At 34.6% G+C, this 19255-nt stretch carries 18 protein-coding genes; 6 read left to right on the plus strand and 12 right to left on the minus strand.

The features are described 5' to 3' along the window. Positions 1-132 precede the first annotated feature (132 nt). Together ACE94K_RS15745 and ACE94K_RS15750 are read left to right on the plus strand one after the other, a co-directional pair. Complete coding sequence (locus tag ACE94K_RS15745) at positions 133-888, plus strand: sulfite exporter TauE/SafE family protein (protein ID WP_378174328.1); 756 nt, start codon at positions 133-135, stop codon at positions 886-888. Positions 889-957: 69 nt separating this feature from the next. Next, positions 958-1764 carry an MBL fold metallo-hydrolase gene (locus ACE94K_RS15750; RefSeq protein ID WP_378174330.1) on the plus strand — a complete coding sequence of 269 codons (807 nt, stop codon included), beginning with the start codon at positions 958-960 and terminating at the stop codon, positions 1762-1764. Between the two features lie 62 nt (positions 1765-1826). Here ACE94K_RS15750 and ACE94K_RS15755 read toward each other — a convergent pair whose 3' ends face one another. Both ACE94K_RS15755 and ACE94K_RS15760 read right to left on the minus strand, forming a co-directional pair. Further along, complete coding sequence (locus ACE94K_RS15755; RefSeq protein ID WP_378174333.1) at positions 1827-2276, minus strand: cold-shock protein; 450 nt, start codon at positions 2274-2276, stop codon at positions 1827-1829. A gap of 268 nt (positions 2277-2544) precedes the next feature. Beyond that, positions 2545-3336, minus strand: coding sequence for a hypothetical protein (locus tag ACE94K_RS15760; protein ID WP_378174336.1), 792 nt, complete (start codon positions 3334-3336; stop codon positions 2545-2547). A gap of 198 nt (positions 3337-3534) precedes the next feature. Between ACE94K_RS15760 and ACE94K_RS15765 the strand changes: the two genes are divergently transcribed. Together ACE94K_RS15765 and ACE94K_RS15770 are read left to right on the plus strand one after the other, a co-directional pair. Beyond that, a complete protein-coding gene (locus ACE94K_RS15765; RefSeq protein WP_378174339.1) occupies positions 3535-4128 on the plus strand; it encodes a pseudouridine synthase in 594 nt (197 codons plus the stop codon). Between the two features lie 172 nt (positions 4129-4300). Next, entirely contained in the window at positions 4301-4891 is a 591-nt protein-coding gene (locus ACE94K_RS15770) for a hypothetical protein (protein WP_378174341.1), read from the plus strand. Positions 4892-5023: 132 nt separating this feature from the next. Here the strand turns inward: ACE94K_RS15770 and ACE94K_RS15775 are convergent, their stop codons facing one another. The 6 genes from ACE94K_RS15775 to ACE94K_RS15800 form a co-directional block, all read right to left on the minus strand. Continuing rightward, positions 5024-5656 carry a CatA-like O-acetyltransferase gene (locus tag ACE94K_RS15775; protein ID WP_378174344.1) on the minus strand — a complete coding sequence of 211 codons (633 nt, stop codon included), beginning with the start codon at positions 5654-5656 and terminating at the stop codon, positions 5024-5026. Further along, the gene (locus ACE94K_RS15780; protein WP_378174346.1) at positions 5656-6345 is read right to left on the minus strand and encodes an HAD family hydrolase; all 690 of its coding nucleotides are present in this window, start codon (positions 6343-6345) and stop codon (positions 5656-5658) included. The genes ACE94K_RS15775 and ACE94K_RS15780 overlap by 1 nt, the downstream gene beginning before the upstream one ends. Next, on the minus strand, positions 6346-6924 hold the full coding sequence (locus ACE94K_RS15785; protein ID WP_378174349.1) for a hypothetical protein: 579 nt from the start codon (positions 6922-6924) through the stop codon (positions 6346-6348). Positions 6925-6935: 11 nt separating this feature from the next. Next, positions 6936-8627, minus strand: a complete 1692-nt coding sequence (gene ettA, locus ACE94K_RS15790; RefSeq protein WP_378174352.1) for an energy-dependent translational throttle protein EttA — start codon at positions 8625-8627, stop codon at positions 6936-6938. Positions 8628-8684: 57 nt separating this feature from the next. After that, complete coding sequence (locus ACE94K_RS15795; protein ID WP_211073417.1) at positions 8685-8867, minus strand: CAL67264 family membrane protein; 183 nt, start codon at positions 8865-8867, stop codon at positions 8685-8687. 208 nt (positions 8868-9075) lie between these two features. Then, positions 9076-10488, minus strand: coding sequence for a DNA/RNA non-specific endonuclease (locus tag ACE94K_RS15800; RefSeq protein ID WP_378174355.1), 1413 nt, complete (start codon positions 10486-10488; stop codon positions 9076-9078). 245 nt (positions 10489-10733) lie between these two features. On the opposite strand from ACE94K_RS15800, the gene ACE94K_RS15805 reads away from it, so the two are divergent. After that, on the plus strand, positions 10734-12362 hold the full coding sequence (locus ACE94K_RS15805) for an acyl-CoA carboxylase subunit beta (RefSeq protein WP_378174358.1): 1629 nt from the start codon (positions 10734-10736) through the stop codon (positions 12360-12362). A gap of 216 nt (positions 12363-12578) precedes the next feature. After that, entirely contained in the window at positions 12579-13379 is an 801-nt protein-coding gene (locus ACE94K_RS15810; protein WP_378174361.1) for a hypothetical protein, read from the plus strand. A 70-nt stretch (positions 13380-13449) separates the two neighbouring features. Here the strand turns inward: ACE94K_RS15810 and ACE94K_RS15815 are convergent, their stop codons facing one another. The 4 genes from ACE94K_RS15815 to ACE94K_RS15830 form a co-directional block, all read right to left on the minus strand. Next, entirely contained in the window at positions 13450-14769 is a 1320-nt protein-coding gene (locus ACE94K_RS15815; protein ID WP_378174364.1) for a M24 family metallopeptidase, read from the minus strand. Positions 14770-14869: 100 nt separating this feature from the next. Next, positions 14870-17023, minus strand: a complete 2154-nt coding sequence (locus tag ACE94K_RS15820; protein ID WP_378174367.1) for a von Willebrand factor type A domain-containing protein — start codon at positions 17021-17023, stop codon at positions 14870-14872. A 104-nt stretch (positions 17024-17127) separates the two neighbouring features. Then, entirely contained in the window at positions 17128-18243 is a 1116-nt protein-coding gene (locus ACE94K_RS15825; RefSeq protein WP_378174370.1) for an AMP-binding protein, read from the minus strand. 69 nt (positions 18244-18312) lie between these two features. Continuing rightward, a complete protein-coding gene (locus tag ACE94K_RS15830) occupies positions 18313-19254 on the minus strand; it encodes a lysostaphin resistance A-like protein (protein ID WP_378174373.1) in 942 nt (313 codons plus the stop codon). Position 19255: the final 1 nt, after the last annotated feature.

The following is a 19255-nucleotide window of genomic DNA, read 5'->3' on the forward strand; positions in this document are numbered from 1 at the left end:
AAAGATTTAACTGTTTATGTTTTTGACATTCGTACTGTAAATCTACGATAGTTTAAGATTTTATACTAAATGAAATAGAAAAAGCATTCGTATTTTATAGATTTAGTTATTTTTGGATGGTAACACAAACGGATGAACGAAACATTACTTCTTTTACTTTTGGCATTAGTTGGTTTTATAGCCGGAGTTATCAATACTATTGCAGGAGGCGGATCTTTACTTACTTTGCCGATGTTAATTTTTATGGGTTTGCCACCAAATGTAGCGAACGGTACGAATAGAATAGGAATTTTTATTCAGAGTATTACTTCTGTGGCCGGTTTTAGAAGCAAAGGGATTAAACCTTCAGTTTTTAGTGTTTATTTAGGTATTTCGGCATTAATAGGCTCGTTAATAGGCGCAAAAATTGCGATTGATATTAAAGGTGAAACATTCAATAAAATACTAGCCATCGTCATGTTGCTAGTAGTATTTTTTATAGTTTTTAAACCGAAAGTTAATGTCAAAAACCTTGTAGAGCGTATACAAGGCAGATATCGACTTTTCTCGATTTTGGCATTTTTCGTTATCGGAATTTATGGTGGGTTTATTCAAGCCGGTGTCGGTATATTTATTCTTCTTGCCCTTACTTCTATTAACAGAATGGGGTTAGTACAATCCAATGCAGTAAAAGCATTAGTTGTTTTTATATATACCATAGGTGCATTAACGGTTTTTGCCTTTAGTGAGCAAATAGATTATCTATACGGTTTTGTTTTGGCATTCGGTAACGCTTCCGGAGGGTGGCTTTCTAGTAGATGGTCTGTAAAAAAAGGAGACGGACTTGTTAAGATATTTTTAGTAATTATGGTGATTGCGATGGCCATAAAACTCTGGATAGATAGTTAATCTTACATTAAAATCTTTCTGATTGTATAGTCATTTTATACCTTGTTACGGTAACTAAAACAAACTATGATGAAATCACATACCCTATTCCTTTTGGCAATATCACTTTTTATAGTAAGCTGTAAGGATAACAAAAAAGAAGAATCAACGGCTAATACCGATACCCAAGAAGCTGCTTCTAATGATCAACCTAAAGAAAAACTGGTTTCTGATCTCAAAATCATTCCAATTCAGCACGCAACTGCCGTACTTGAATACAAAGGAAAAACCATCTACATCGATCCTACTGGTGGTGCAAAAGCGTTTAAAAATCAGAAACTTCCTGACATGGTGCTTATTACCGATATACACGGAGATCATATGAACATAGAAACCTTAGATAGTATTGATCTTTCTAATTCAAAACTGATAGTACCTCAAGCCGTTGCCGAGAAACTACCAGCAAATTATACAGATCAGCTAGTCATCATTAATAACGGAGAAGTAAAAGATGTAAACGGAATATCAATCGAAGCGATACCTATGTATAATCTAAGGGAAGAAGCGCTGAAGTTCCACGAAAAAGGACGCGGTAACGGATATATAATTACTTTAGGAGAAGAACGCTTATACTTTTCTGGTGATACGGAAGATATTCCTGAAATGAGAGCGCTTGAAAATATAGATAAAGCCTTTGTTTGTATGAATTTACCATATACTATGACCGTAGAAAGTGCTGCGGATGCAGTTTTGGAATTTAAACCCAAGAAGGTGTATCCATATCACTATAGAGGTAGTGACGGATTAAGTAATATCATTAAATTTAGAGAAATTGTAAATAAGGGAAATAGCGAAATAGAAGTTATACAGCTAAATTGGTATCCCACAATAAAATAAAACAAAAAAGCATTTGCAGGCTATAATCTGCAAATGCTTTTAAATAGTTCAACTGATTCTTTTTAGATCGTTTTTACTCTTACTGCGTTGATCCCTTTCATTCCCATTTCTAGTTCAAACTGGACCTTATCTCCTTCTTTGACTTCTTGCATCAAACCATTTGCGTGAACGAAATACTTTTCTTGAGACTCTTGCTCTGTAATGAAACCATATCCTTTAGAGTCGTTAAAAAAAGCAACTTTACCCTTTTTAATAGGATCTTCTTCTACATGTTCCTTTTTAGGAATACCAATCTCTATGTTTTCTGCTTTTACCTTTTTCTTTTTTGACGGATCTGGTGGGGTATCTGTAAGGTGACCATTTTCATCAACATAAGCAATCATATTATCGAAACCGCTTCCTTTTTTTGAATTTGCTCTGCGCTCTTCCTTCTTTTTCTGCTTTTCTTCGCGTTTCTTTAATTTCTTTTTTTCTTTTTCAATTTTGCTAAAAGTCTGTTGTGATTTTGCCATTCGGTATATGAAATATTAATTTATTAAAATGGATTGTCATCGAAATACTAAACGAATGATAGGAAAATGACAATTCTAGAAGATTGATTTACCGAACAATTAACCCAGTGGTTACAACGACTAAGTACAAAGTCTTCATACAGTAATTAACTTGTACTTATTTGTTACAAAGATATAAGATCCATTTTGATTTTACTAATTCATGACATTATTTCCAAGACCTATGGCGCATCTTTGATGATTTTTAGTATAATTATTGTCCCTTTATTCATCTTTCTCTAAAATTTATGCTTTCAGACGGAGATAGCATTTGCGAGGTAAATGCCGGACATCGGCGAAGTGCGTCACGAGTTTGTCTATTTTTTTCTAATGTCGCAGGTCTACTTCCAAAAAGATGTACGGCTGGATTTGAGCTACTATAACAAATAAAATACATATATGCATTACACAATGCCTCTAAACTACCGGGATTTCTGGAAACTCTAGTATGAGATAACGTATTTCTGGATGCTTCTGAAAAAAACCGATAACTAATTTTACCTCCGTGGGTCATTACATGACCAATTTCGTGAATTAAAGTAGGTGTAATCAACAAGTTTTGATATCTCCATATTGCTCCATAGGTGATGATGATTCCTTCACTTTCATCAAAGAAATCAGTATTTGGATCATCATATCCAGGATTGAGACCACCTGTGTATCTTTCCGACCTTCCTCTTCCTGCTGAATTTGCAAAAATGATTCCCGCTGGCTTTCGTTCATTTAACCAACGTAAATGTCCGGATGGAATTAAATCCAAGGTTCTTTCTACGAGTAACACTTCGGATTGTTTTACAGAATATACATTAATTGAAACATTATCATTTGACCTGTAATAAAGTATGTCTATTAAATGCTCATCTTCAAGCACCTGATAATAACCTCTAGTTTGATCCCTCTGCCAAGGATCTAATGGATTTGGAGCAAAATAATTAGGTTCTCTGTCTCTTCTTCTTCCTGATCCATATCCTCCAATAATAATATCTCGATGATATGGTTGTCTTATCATATGTATTGACATAACTATAATTTATTACATTGCTTTTTATAAGATACGAAAAACACATGAGATCATATCTTTACATGTGCTTATCTTTCAATTAGTTAGATGTCGAGCAAAAAGGTTAACATAAAAAGACAAAAAAATTCTCAGTCTGTTTTACAATGATTACATTTGACACTTTTAGCTACGGTATTTAGTACTATTATTTGTTTAACAATGCTCGACAATAATCAGAAAGACCATAAACATTTTAAGATGTATAAACCTTATGGTTATTTAAGCCAGTTTGTTAATAATGGTCAAAAACAAAATTCTAAAAAACTTCTCGGAGAGCTGTACGATTTTCCGAAAGGAACAATGGCTATAGGAAGATTAGATGAAAAATCAGAAGGTCTGTTACTACTTACTACAGATGGAAAAACAAGTAATAACATCTGTAGCGGTGATATTGAGAAAGAGTATTATGCCCTAGTAGATGGAAACATCACAGAAGATGCTATAAACAGACTAAAAAGTGGTATTCAGATAGGTTTTGATGGAAAAAAATACACAACGAATCCTTGCGAAGCTTTTAAAATAGAAAACGTTCCTAATTTTCCGGAAAGATCAAAAAAAATAAGGGATGAAAGACATGGTCCCACCAGTTGGGTCTCCATCACACTAAAAGAAGGTAAATTTAGACAAGTACGTAAAATGACATCTGCAGTAGGTTTTCCAACGCTTCGATTGATTCGAGTTAGAATTGGTCATATACAGCTTAAACATATGCAGATTGGGGAGGTCATAGAACTAAAAAATGTCTTGCAGTAGTATAGTTATGGAAATACTTTAACGTATTTTATAATCAAAAAATTGATATAAACATAGATCACGCTAACCACGACCGTAATCCACAATTTCCCCCTTATAGCTCCACAAAACAATTTGAGAAAATGATATAAGTGACATCTTTGACTTATAACATATTAATCATTCTTAAATTATGAAAACAACATTAAAATCATCAATCGCATTTACAGCAGCACTAGCTGTATTGACCCTAACGTCTTGTGAAAAAGAGGATCTCACTTTGGAAAACACTACCTCTGAAGATGTAAGTACAACTTCTGAAATCAGTGGAAAAGCTATTGCTATATCGCCAGTAAGCCGTTATTATGCAGGTGGATCTAATACAGTACATACATATCGGGTATTAAATCTTGGAGCAGGCATAGGAACTTTTGAAGGCAGACCTTTTAAATTAGGAACGTATGATTACATATCGGCACCACCATCCGGTACCAAACAAATTTTCTTTCTCCTTGCACCCGGAAATAGAGATTTTGTTATGACTACTAGTAGTACAGAAAAATCGAATTTATTAAGAAGAGGATTTAGAGATTACAGTGTTAGAACATTATACGGAAACATTAAAAAAGCTGCTTACATTCATAACAGTGGCGGAAGCGGAAGAGTAAAACTTTATAGATTTTATGGCGCTTCTAATACAGATCATTTGTATACAACCAATTATAATGAAGGAGTTAGTGCGGGGTATGCCTATGAAGGTGTAGTTGGTTATGTCTATCGTTAATTAGCCATTTTTAGCACAAAAAGGCTTCATGATTTTAATAAATCATGAAGCCTTTTAAATATATCATTCCAAAAGACTTATGTAATTTTATAAGTCGTATTCGTATCTTATTACTAAAAAGAAATAAGAATTTTATTCGTTTAACAATTGTTGAAACTTTTCTAGATATAATCCAACGTGATAGCCATCCATCAATCCGTGATGCACATGAACAGAAACAGGTAAATTGACGTTCTCATTCACCTTAGTATATTTTCCAAAAGAAATTTTTGGTACACTATCCCGATATTGAAAATGTCTGGCGTGAGAAATTCCGGTAAAATTATACCAAGGTATAGAAGAAATATGTAAACTATCCATTCGCTTAGCATCCACATCATGGCGCAAACCGGTAGAATTTTTAACAGCTTCAATTTCTAACTGAGCATTAGCCTGAAAAACCTTAAAATCATCTTCAAATTCAATAAATGAAAAACCAAAGGTATGATCTTCTCTTCCTATAGTAGGTGAAGCATGAACCCGATCATAAATATAAACCTTACCTTCTTCTATTCGATATCGAAAAGGCGCTATATCATTAGCAGCTTTTAGAGCTTTATGCAAATAATAGAGAAAATATGAATATCCATTATCTTTAACTTTTTGATATCCTTTTGTGAAATCTACAGTGGATACAATACCGAAAAACGGTTCATCAAAACTACTAAAGAACTCGTAATGCTCTTTCCTATTCCAAGTAGTTAGATCTAATTCCGTTTTCTTCATTATAAATATTGCAATAGCTCTTTTGAGTTGGTTAAACTTCTAAAATTTGGATGGTCAATCGTTCCATTGTGTACTTCGTGAGCCCAAGTGGTATGAAATGGAATATGAAAGGCGTGCGCTCCAATATTCAACACCGGTAAGATATCAGACTTTAGCGAGTTACCAACCATTACAAACTCAGTTTCATTTATATCTAGATGATTTACTAATTTTTGATAATGCCTTTCTGTTTTATCAGACACGATTTCAATATGATGAAAATATTTTTCTAATCCTGACTTAATTAACTTGCGTTCTTGATCCAGCAAATCACCTTTGGTAGCCATCACCAAACGATATTTTTTATACAAATGGTCAAGAGTCTCTTCTATGCCGTCTAATAGTTCAACTGGTTCCTGTAACATTTGTTTCCCTTTAGCAATTAGTTTCTCCACTAGCTGGATATCCATATTTCCATTAGTAATCTTAATCGCTGCTTCTATTAATGATAACGTAAATGGTTTAATACCATAACCATATAAACCAAGGTTTTGCATTTCGATTTCAAAAAGTAGCTTATTTGCTTCTTCTTTGGGAAGATGATCGGATACCAGTTCACAAAACTCTTCTTCTGCTTTTCTAAAAAATGTTTCGTTTACCCATAAGGTGTCGTCTGCATCAAAAGCAATTACTTTTATATCATCTAACATTTAACATTTGGTATTATAATATCTAATTATCTGTTCTAAAGACTCAATTTGGTTATTAAAATAACCTTCATCTATTTTAGAAATCAACTCCGGACAATCACTAAGGTATTCTTTTAACTTTCTTTTGTTTTTTTTAGATCTAAGACCTGATCTAATCTGTATAACTTCATCTTCTCCCAGTCTGGATATAAAATAAAGTGAAGTAACAGTGGTTGCATCAGATCCAAATCCACCGTAAGCGGAGGACTCTCTTGGTATGTAAAAGCATTCTATCTTTCCTGATATTGCTTTCTTTAGCCTAAGTGTTCTATCACTACCTTTTAATTGTCTTAAAACGTATAATCCTTCATATTCTTTTCCGGTTTCCACATCATTTACAGATCTTAAAAGTTTATATTTATAAGATTCTTTTTCATCTGTATCTGCTTTTCTAAAAACAATTTTATAGTTATCCCAAACAACTACTTTACCTCTTATTTCTGTTCCATCCTTAAATACCAATAAATGAGGATATTCTTCCTGAGCATTTATTGTTAAAATGAAAAAGAAAGCGACAATGAGCTTTATGAATTGATTCATTGTAAATTAAACTACCTAACCAATTTTTTATATTTAATACGTTTCGGCATCAAATCACCTCCCAAACGTTTTTTCTTATTCTCCTCATAATCAGAGAAGCTTCCTTCAAAGAAGTACACTTGAGAATCTCCTTCAAAAGCCAAGATATGAGTACATATACGATCGAGGAACCATCTGTCGTGAGAGATCACCACGGCACAACCTGCAAAATTCTCCAACCCTTCTTCTAAAGCTCTTAAGGTATTAACATCAAGATCATTTGTTGGCTCATCCAGAAGCAATACGTTACCTTCTTCTTTAAGCGTCATCGCCAAGTGCAATCTATTTCGTTCTCCACCAGAGAGTGTTGATACTTTCTTGTTTTGTTCACTACCCGAAAAGTTGAATCTGCTTAAATACGCTCGAGAATTCACCTCTTTACCTCCCATTAAAATCAAATCCTGTTCATCACTAAAGTTTTGCCAAATAGATTTATCCGGATCAATGTCTGAGTGTGACTGATCTACATAGGCAATTTTTGCTGTATCGCCCACAGAAAAACTACCTTTATCAGGAGTTTCTTCACCCATAATCATTTTAAAAATTGTGGTCTTCCCTGCTCCATTTGGACCAATGATCCCAACAATTCCAGCTTGTGGCAGTTTAAAATTAAGGTCTTCGTACAACAGCTTATCGCCATATGCTTTACTAATTCCGTTAGCCTCAATAACATTCATACCTAATCGTGGTCCGTTAGGGATATATATTTCTAATTTTTCGTCAAGTTGCTTTTGATCCTGACTCATCAGCTTATCGTAATTCTTCAAACGTGCTTTTTGTTTGGTTTGCCTTCCTTTTGCACCCTGACGAACCCATTCTAGCTCTCGTTCTAAGGTTTTCTGACGTTTTGAAGCAGATTTACTTTCTTGTGCCAAACGTTTAGATTTCTGATCTAACCAAGAAGAATAATTACCTTTCCAAGGAATCCCTTCTCCTCTATCCAATTCTAATATCCAACCTGCCACATTATCTAGGAAATATCTATCGTGGGTAACAGCAATTACAGTTCCTTTATACTGCGCCAAATGATGTTCTAACCAATGTACAGATTCTGCATCAAGATGGTTAGTTGGCTCATCTAATAGCAATACATCCGGTTCCTGAAGCAAAAGACGACAAAGTGCTACTCTCCTTTTTTCACCACCTGATAACACCCCAATTTTTTTATCAGGCTCAGGAGTTCGCAAAGCATCCATAGCAATTTCTAGCTTGGTATCCAGTTCCCAACCATTACCTGCATCTATTCGGTCTTGTAAAACAGCCTGTCGGTCCATTAGTTTCTGCATTTTATCTGCATCGCTGTATACCTCTTCGAGACCGAACATATCATTAATTTTATTGTACTCATCCAGTACAGCAACCATCTCAGATGCTCCCTCTTTCACAATTTCCAGTACTGTTTTCTCATGATCCAGCTGTGGTTCTTGTTCTAAATATCCAACAGAATAGTCAGAAGAGAATACAACATCACCCTGATAATTTTTATCAATACCGGCAATGATCTTAAGTAAGGTAGATTTACCTGATCCATTAAGTCCTAGAATCCCGATTTTAGCACCGTAGAAAAAACTTAAGTATATATTTTTTAAAACTGGAGTATTTGCACTTTTATACGTTTTTGTTACTCCAGACATAGAAAAGATGATCTTTTTATCGTCTGACATAAGCCCCTAAATTATTTTATGTAATATTATTTGTAATCTGAATAAATATGTGATTAGTTATACTCTACCTTTCAAAGCATTAAACACCCAGGCATTTGCCAGAAATCCAACACCAACTGCTGCAAACCCCCAACCGGAAACATCCCTATATCTAAAAGCTCCTAAAGCAATTAATCCAAGTCCAGCTAGAATCATTATAAATGTAGCCCACGCTAATACTGTATTTTTATTCATTCCCATAGCAAGTTATTTAGTTTAATGTTTTTAATACTACATTAAAAACAGCATACAAATATCGGTATTTTATCGTCAAAAAACAGCTTTTTAGAGAGATCTTAAGCCACTAATCCATCTTATATATTGTTTAACAAGTAGTTATGAAATTGATTTTATAAAAAATGAGGACTCATATTGTTCAGTCCTCATTTTAGTCTTTTTTTATTTGAATTTAACTGGAAGGGCCATTATCTATTCTCGATTCCAATACTGATTCTACAGAATTCGAAATATTTTCTAAAAGATCATATCCAGTTAAACTCTCAATATCATTTACAGAAGTTCTAAACTGGGTCCAATCAGAACTAATACCTTGATCATTAGGTACATTTATACTAATTACTCTGGTAGACGTAGTTACCCGATTGATATCATCAGTTCCATTGGGAAGAATCAATGCTACTTTCCAGAATGAATCCGGTACTGTAATATTTCCTCCATCAATAGTCGAAGCAAAACCATTTCGTCCGGTTCCGCCGCTGCCTGCAACTCCCGCTATGATGTGAATTTCGTTTCCTTCTAATGTCAAAGATCTAAGGTAGTTTTCAAAATTTGCCCAACTTCTTTGGTTATTATCAGGTGCTTGCGGTGCGATGTTGGTCATATAATACGTGTTTTCGTTAGAATCAGCGGATCCATTACGATCGGCAGACGGGCATAGATGCCCTCGATCAAATCCAGAATTGGTATAATCACTGGATGTTGCTCGAAAAAAATTACTAGGTAAAGATGTATCTCTTTTAAAACAATTACATCTTGGCGTATTTCCTGTCCAAGCGCTACTTAAATGCCAACTTACCCAATTAGCAGTTCCTTTATTATTGTTATAAGACAAAACAAAATCCGGTTTAGATAAATAATAATTTGTAGAACCAGATCCTGCATTAGAAGGATTACCAAAAGTGATATTACTATCTCTGGATGCAGTGCCACCTCCTCCGGTTGAGCCGGTTATGACTTCAAAATTATCGATATTAATTCGATTAGTCCCACCAGAAGTTTTGTATATACCATAACGCACACTTCCTGTTTCATTCACTTCAAAAGTTACTGTATTTAATGATGTGGAACTTGTTGTAACTTCTGATCCCACATAATACCAGTTAGCACCATTATCATAGGACGCGATCAATCTCCAGGCCGAGTTACCATCACTGCCATATTTAGCATGACGTATTCTTATCGTTTCTGCACCATTATCCATATCAAAAGACATTATCGCATATCCTGTATTTCTAATTCTTGTAGATTTGGCTCCAAACTTGCGATCATTTGATAACGTTCCAATTAGTGCATCACTTAGATACCAACTCCCCGAAGATAGGCTTACACTACCGGCAGCATAACTACCCTTAGATCCGGATTCGAAGGTTTCTGTAAAACCATCAGCCCTTCTTTCTGAAAAATTATGATCGTGAGGCCCTTCATTATCATAATAATTTGTTTTTGCTTCGATCTCTCCATCAATTTGCAATGGTACTGATGCAATATCTTCATAAATAGATTCATCTTCTGCGCTACAGCCAATTAAAAAAAAAGCCATAAAAAAAGAAATAAAAAACGTGTTTAATTTAAATAGTTTCATAGTTGAATTTTGATTTTAGATTAACATTTAACTTACTGGTTTTAAGATAGATATAAAACCAAATGTCATTTGTTAATTATCTAATAATCAATTGTTAGCAAACTGTTATAAAACAGTGTCTTTAGCTATTAATCATTAACATTTATGAAACTTATTTGTTAAAATTATGTACTTATATTTCGTTTTAATTTTAATGATTTAAAAACTCCTTGATTTTTGTATTTTCGTGCAAACAATACACACAAATGGATATAAACTTCAATAAGAACGAAGATCACAACAAACTTTTGGTCTCTGCTTTACGGCAAAAACTTGCAAAAATAAAGCTAGGCGGTGGAGAAAAGCGAATAGAAAAGTTACACGCCAAGGGCAAAATGACTGCTAGAGAGCGAATTGAATATTTATTAGATAGCGATAAGGAAGCCATTGAAATTGGAGCGTTTGCAGGTGAGGATATGTATGCAGAACACGGCGGTTGTCCTAGTGGTGGAGTTGTTATCAAAATTGGACATATAAGTGGTAAACAATGTATTGTCGTTGCTAACGATGCCACTGTTAAAGCCGGTGCCTGGTTCCCTATTACCGGAAAAAAGAACCTTAGAGCTCAGGAAGTTGCTATCGAAAATAAGTTACCTATAATTTACCTGGTAGATAGTGCTGGGGTTTATCTTCCGATGCAGGACGAAATTTTTCCTGATAAAGAACATTTTGGAAGAATATTTAGAAACAATGCTGTGATGAGTAGTATGGGAATTACACAGATCTCTGCAGTGATGGGAAGTTGTGTTGCTGGAGGAGCCTATCTTCCAATAATGAGTGATGAAGCCTTAATCGTGGATAAAACTGGAAGCATTTTCCTGGCAGGGAGCTATCTGGTAAAAGCTGCTATTGGTGAAAGTATTGATAATGAAACTTTAGGTGGTGCTACCACCCATTGTGAAATTTCTGGAGTTACGGATTACAAATCAAAGGATGATAAAGATGCTTTAGACACTATAAAAAATATAGTTTCTAAAATCGGAGATTTTGATAAAGCCGGATATAATAGAATTAAGCCTGCAAAGCCCAAAAAAGACCCAAAAGATATCTACGGAATTTTACCAAAGGCGAGAAACGAGCAATATGATATGATGGAAATCATTCATCGATTGGTAGATGATTCTGATTTTGAGGAATATAAATCTGGTTATGGACAAACAATCATTACCGGATATGCACGTATCGATGGCTGGGCTGTTGGTATTGTAGCAAATCAGCGTAAGATTGTGAAAACGAAAAAAGGTGAAATGCAATTTGGTGGTGTTATTTATTCTGATTCTGCTGATAAGGCTACGCGATTTATTGCTAATTGTAATCAGAAGAAAATTCCATTAGTCTTTTTACAAGATGTTACTGGCTTCATGGTAGGTAGTAAAAGCGAACACGGCGGAATTATAAAAGATGGTGCCAAGATGGTAAATGCTGTTAGTAACAGTGTAGTCCCAAAATTTACAATAGTTATTGGTAATTCATACGGAGCGGGTAATTATGCGATGTGCGGAAAAGCGTATGATCCAAGATTGATCTGTGCTTGGCCAAGTGCTGAACTTGCGGTTATGGGGGGTGCTCAAGCTGCCAAAGTGTTACTGCAAATTGAAACAGCTTCATTAAAAAAGAAAGGAGAACAACTTTCTGAAGAAGATGAAAAAGCATTATTTGATAAAATCAAGGCTAGATATGATAGACAAATTTCTCCGTATTACGCTGCTGCTAGAATCTGGACAGATGCGATTATTGATCCTATGGATACCAGAAAATGGATCTCAATGGGCATTGAGGCCGCAGATCACGCTCCTATTGAGAAACCCTTTAATCTAGGAGTTATACAAACATAATCCATAACCTATTTTTGATTAATAGAAAAGGCTTAGATATCGTATCTAAGCCTTTTCCGTTAGTTTTAATGAACTGATTTGCCAGTAAAATACTATTTGTTGTATAATTCAAGCCTTATATATATTAAACTCGAAAGTTATAAGAAAGAAAAAATCGTTTGTACATAAAATAAAAATTAGAAAGTTCAGTTTTAATTGAAAACTTAAAAACAATAAATGATGAACAAACCATGTTTAAAAATTAAAGTAATAGCTTTGGCTGTATTAGCTTCTTTTTTTATAGTGAGTTGTAGTGATGACGACAGTAATAACAATCTATCTACAGACATCACTCAAGAAGATGTAATGAAGAGTTTGGAAGTAGAAGAAATTTCTAATTTCATTGATAACTTAACGTTAGACAACATCTCCACGAATAGATCGAGTGCTGAAATTTCTTCAAAACTGGGAAGACCTGGTTGTGCAGATTTTAGTGTTACTGATGCAGGGTACACTTTGACTTTTACGGACTGTACTACAGAAGACGGCGAAACTATTAGCGGAGCAATCAACGTAAGTGTTGTTGTAGAGAATAACTCAGTTTCTACTTCTATCACTTTTGATAATTTAACGTATGCCGGAAATTCAATTAATGGAAGTAAGAGTACGTCATATTCTCTGAATACTACTGATGGAGGAAATTTTGTTTACACAGTTACTTCAGATCTTGCCATTACGTTAGCGGATGGAACAACAGCTTCAGAACAAGGAACTAAAACCTATGCGCTTACAGGCTTTGATGTTGATGCATCATATTCCTTAAGTGGAAACTGGACAGTTACTTTAAATGCAGATACTTATTCACTAGCTACTGATCCTGCTTTGGAAGGTACGGTAAGTTGTGGATACTTTACTACGGGTACATTGATCATGACCAAGAATGCATTGAGTGCTTCTATAAACTACGGAGATGGTACTTGCGATAACAAGGCAACAGTAACATATCCTGATGGTACTACTGAAGAGATTGAACTATAATTTATTCAGAATATAATATTCAAAAAGCATCCTTAAAAGATTTTACGGATGCTTTTTTATTTATAGCCTTTTATCTTCTCGGAATGGTGATCAGTTCAGTTTGTCTACCATTAACGTATTGAAATCCTTTCTCTCCCCAAAATCCTGCCTCTTCCAGCATAATCCTGATATCCTTATTCCATTCTGGAATCGTTACTGTAGTATTTAACTCGATTGCGTAGGCAGTATTTTCATACAGTGGATAATCACCATTTACTGGCACACCTCCTTGTGAATCCCACATCCCTATAGTAGTACCTGATGAATGTCCATACAATCCCAAAGGATGGGTGTAAATAGCAGGTTTTAAACCCTCTGCTTTTCCTTCTTCCAGTGATTGGAGTAGTATCTGATTTCCAGTTTTTCCGGTTTGAAAATTTGAGGTAAAAATATCCTGTACACGATTTCCATCCGCGAATGCTTTGGTCAGAAAAGCTGGTGGTGCCATTTCTTCATTCTTAAGAATATAGGCGTGCTGCTGACAATCTGTATTCAGCCTAAGATAGGTAATTCCAAAATCGCAATGAATTAGATCTCCTTTTTTAATAATTTTATCACTAGGTCTGTTAGAGAACGACACAATATGACTCTCTAATTTTTCATCCTTTCTTTGAATATCTACCGTAGGATGAAACCAAGTTTCTAATCCCATATCGGTCACTTTTTGGCGTAGCCACCACACCACATCATCAGTAGTTGTAGTACCCGGTTTGATAACTTTAGTGCTAAAAGCTTCTGAAATGATATCGTGTGTTATTTGAACAAGTTCTTTAAACAACTCCATTTCCTGTTCGGTTCTGGTTTCTATCCAAGCAATTGCCAATTTCTCTGCAGAAGTTACTTTCGGTTTGTAATTATCAGGCAATTGTTGCATAAACTCTTCATAGTCTGTTTTTACAATACCATCTACAATACCAAAATGTTCAGAAAAGTTGATTCCTATTTTTTCTGGATCTCTAGCTATGATAATATCCATCAGTGCTTTCCACTGATCCGGTTGTTTTTCTTTATCCCAAGCAGAATCAATATTCTTACCCACATTATACCTAGCTACTGCCAGATGTTCCATGGTATTCTTTTCTTTGTCTCTATAAAAAACAAGAATCGTCCTTCTCCTTGCGTTCAACCATTTAGCAGGTAGCATTGTCTTTAACACAGGATCTTCGTTGTATTCTCTGGAAATCAATATCCACATATCGAAACCGGTTCGATCCATAAGTTTTGGCAATAAAGTATTAAAACGATCTGATAATATTTGATCTACTAATTCTGCTCTATCTCTTTCCGGCAAGATTTGAGCCGACGAAACAAAAGTAAATAGGATCAATAGTATTGTAAAGAGTTTTCTCATTTGTGTGATTTCATTAAATTCGAATAAATGTATCACAAAAAAGAGACACCTGCAATGCTTTACAGGTGTCTCTTTCTTAATTAAACCAATCAAACCTTATCTACAGCACTTGATAACTATTCATCAATCGAATAAACTCTGCTCGATACCCCTGATTATCTTTGGATCTGTTTTCTTCTGCTAGGGTAATAATATCTTTTATATCTTCATTGGTTATATATTTTGATTTCCGAATTTTCATTCCGAACCAAGCCACAGAAGCCGCAAAATTGAAGTCTTTTGTCACTATACTTTCTTTTGTTTTTAATATATGAACCATCTCAATACTTTTACTTTCTTGCGGTCTTTTATATCGAAATTTTACCGTTAACAATTCATCTCCATAATTTTTCGAGATTTGAGCATCTGTATATTTCAGATCTGGGATATGCTTCAAATAGTTGCTTTTTGTGCCAACAGGAATTACTTCATACAAGGCAGTAACCGTATGTCCACTTCCTAATTCTCCGGCATCTTTTGTGTCATCCACGAAGTCTTCGTCAGCCAATAACCTGTTTTCGTACCCAATTAAACGATACGCCTGTACTTTTGCTGGATTAAATTCTACTTGAATCTTTACATCTTTTGCAATTGTATAGAGTGTTCCTCCAAATTCCTTACCCAAAACTCTTTGTGCTTCTTGCATCGTATCAATGTATGCGTGATTACCGTTACCCTTATCTGCCAGGATTTCTAATTTACTGTCCTTGTAATTATACATTCCAAAGCCTAAACAGGTTAAGAATACTCCAGATTTACGCTTTTCTTCTATCAAGGTTTTCATATCCTTATCACTGCTCATTCCCACGTTAAAATCTCCGTCGGTTGCCAGAATGACACGATTATTACCGTTTTCTATAAAATTTTCTTGAGCAATTTTATACGCAAGTTGGATTCCCGCTCCACCTGCTGTTGATCCACCTGCACTCAGATTATCCAGTGCTTGATTGATTTCATTTTTATGAGCCCCGGATGTTGGTTTTAATACCATACCGGCCGCTCCTGCATATACTACAATAGAGACTTTATCTTTCTCTCTTAGTTGATTTACCAGTAATTTAAAAGCTCGCTTTAACAATGGCAATTTGTTTGCTTGATTCATGGAACCAGACACATCCAATAGAAAGACTAAATTCGAAGCAGGAATAGCTTCTTGCGGAATTTCTTTTCCTTTTAGACCAATTTTTACTAATTGAGTTTCCTTGTTCCAAGGTGTTTTACCATATTCGGTATGAATTGCAAATGGATGATCTCCTGTTGGTTGTTCATAATCATACTCAAAATAATTGATCATTTCTTCAACCTTTACAGCATCAGCTGGTATTTGTTGACCATTATTAATCATCCGTCTTATATTGCTATAAGAAGCTTTATCTACATCTATAGAAAATGTAGACAATGGAGATGTCTGTACTTTTTCAAAATTATTTTCAACAATTTCTTCGTAAGACTCGTTATTTTCTATTTTGTAATTCCCTTGGTGTGTGGTAATTAAAATGCATCCGTGAACCGCTCTTGATCCATAGAGAGAAGTAGCTTTTTTATCTTTCAGTACTTTCACATCCGCAATTTTAGCTGGATCAATCTGCTGAATTTTAGCTACATCTTTTTTATCCAAAGGCACCCCATCTATAATGTATAATGGTTGTCCTGAGGCTGAAATACTACTGGCGCCTCTAATTCTTACAGAACTATTTGAATTTGTATAACCATTATTATTAGTGATAGCTATTCCCGCTACTCTGCCGTTTGGCACCTTATTTAAAGAAGCGTTTCCATTTTTTCTTTCCTTTCGGGTTCTTCTTCTTTCTGCTTTAGTTGAGCGCCTTGATTCACTGGTAATTGTAGAAACCGCATACCCCAATAATGTTTGTTTTCTCTGTATTCCGTGGGCAACAACAACGACTTCCTCCAGCTCACCTGCTGCAATCGACATTGTTACATTTATAATAGAACTATCTTTTTTTATCTCTATTTCTTTTGTTTCATATCCGATGAAAGAGAATGATAAGATATCTCCTACTTTGGATTCGATACTATAGTTTCCATCAAAATCAGTTTGTGTTCCGGTATTGGTATTTTTAACAAAGATATTTACTCCGGGAATGGGATCACTGGTTGTGATATCTGTAACGGTTCCTGATATTGTTATTTGTTGTGCAACGGTTATTCCTGTAAAAAAGAATAATAGCATACAATAGTGTAGTGATTTCATAATTGATTGTTTTTGATTATGAAATAAAACTACTCTTAGAACTATCTAATCACAACGTATATTGAGTGAAGTAGTACTATGGTTTAGTGAAATTACCAAAACATTTAGGATCGTTTATTATAAATAAGTTCCAATGTCTTATTGCGCTGAACTTTACCCGTATCGGTTTCTATGAATTGAGGTAAGAAATGAATTTCTTTAGGAATTTCATATTTAGTTAAAATACGAAGATGTTGTATTGCTTCTTCTAGCTTTTCTTTTGCAGTGATATCTAAACTACGCTCTATTAACAAAACAACCTTATCACCTAGCACATCATCTGGAATACCCGCTATAAAAAAACGATGTGCGATAAGAAGTTGAAGTTTCGTTTCAATTTCTTCCGGATATAATTTTATTCCGCCACTATTAATTACATTATCAAAGCGTCCTTTCCAACTGAACTTTTTATAAGTTTTGAGTTCTACAACGTCATTGGTAACAATGGTTTCTTCATTTAACTGCGGTGCTTTGATCATCAAGCAATTCCTGTGATCTATGCTTAAGGTTATATTAGGTAATGCTCTAAAATATTTAGCATCTTTTTTTTCTTTTTTCTTTGGGTTGATTCTTCTGGCAGCGATATGGGTTACAGTTTCTGTCATCCCATAAGTTTCAAAAATCTTGGTTTTTATGCCTTGTACCAGTTCTTTAAGATTTTCTGACACTTTTCCGCCACCTACAATTAGCTTTTTTATTAGATGTAATCTATTGATCGAGTTATCTAATTGCAAAGGTACCATTGCACAAAAATCATATTGTTTAAAAACAGTATCCAAAGGATTTGTTTTTGGAGGAACCAAGTCTATTTTCCATCCTAAAACCATTGCTCGAACCAGCATCATTTTACCTGCAATATAGGCAGCTGGTAAGCATAATAAAGCAGTTGTTCCTTCTTGCACTTTAAAAAAAGTGCCCGTTGCAAAAGCACTATTAATCATATGCTGTTTATAAATCTTAATACTTTTTGGCGTGCCCGTAGATCCCGAAGTCTTAACAATAATATGATCTTTATCACTCAACCAATCCAACAAGAAATTACCGACTTCTTGTTCATAAAACTCCCCTTCTTTAATAAAATTATAAGCGATTTGCTGCAATCCTATTTTATCCAGCGACTGTTTATTAATCCTAAAATCTTCGTGTATTTCGGGAATTGTGAATGTACTCTCTTTTTGCATATCCAAATTTCAATTTTCTTCAATACTCGTAGGTTATGCGTGGGTAAATTGTATATTATCAATTTGTTATCATTCTTCTAGGCTTGGTTCGGGAGCTAGCTTTCCAAACAGTTTATCTTTCCATCCAGACCACTTATATTTTTTAGCCAATATGAATAGGATTATAGGATATTGAATTGCTATAGGTAATATAACATCTATTCCTGCAGAAGGTTCAGAAGTATCTATAAATAATGCTTCAGTTTGAAAAGCGCTCCAATCCGTAGTCACCAGGATAGCTGCAATAATATTGTTCGCTGCATGAAAGCCTAATGCCAACTCCATACCGTCATCCATTAAAGTCATTATGCCTAACAAAAAACCTGTACCGATGTAAAAAACCATCATAATATTTCCTAATTTCTCTACCTCTGGATTTAGTCCGTGTAACAATCCAAACGTGACAGAAGTCAGTATCAAGGGTAGCCATCTATTTTTAGCTAAAACACCAAGTCCCTGCATTAAATAACCTCTAAATAAGTATTCTTCAAAACTAGTCTGTAATGGCAATAAAAATATGGCTATCAAAAAAAGAATTAAAAACGGTATCAGTTTAAAATTCCAAACAAGAATCTCTGGTTCTGTGAAGTACACAATTAAGAATAATACACTATTGATACCTACAACAAGAAAAAATGAAAAGCGTATTCTACTCCAATCAATGGTGTTTCTGGCGGTAGTTAAACTTGTGATTTTTTGTTCATTTATATATCTGGCTGCAAATAACAAGCCTACCAATCCCATAGCGAAACTAAAAATTATGAGTGCCAAGAATAAATTAGAATTAATACCTAATCCCATAAAACTGGTTTCCCCTGCTTCTATAAAATCTTGTAGGTTCTCAGATTTGGAAAAAGCAACCCCTATCAAAGGAATTACACCAATTACTTGCCAACCTATAAATACTATGACTAGTCCTAGCAAATACCTCCACCAATCATTTTTTATTTTTAAAGCTTCTTCTATATACATG

It is taken from the genome of Aquimarina besae (assembly GCF_042434905.1).
Lineage (GTDB): Bacteria > Bacteroidota > Bacteroidia > Flavobacteriales > Flavobacteriaceae > Aquimarina.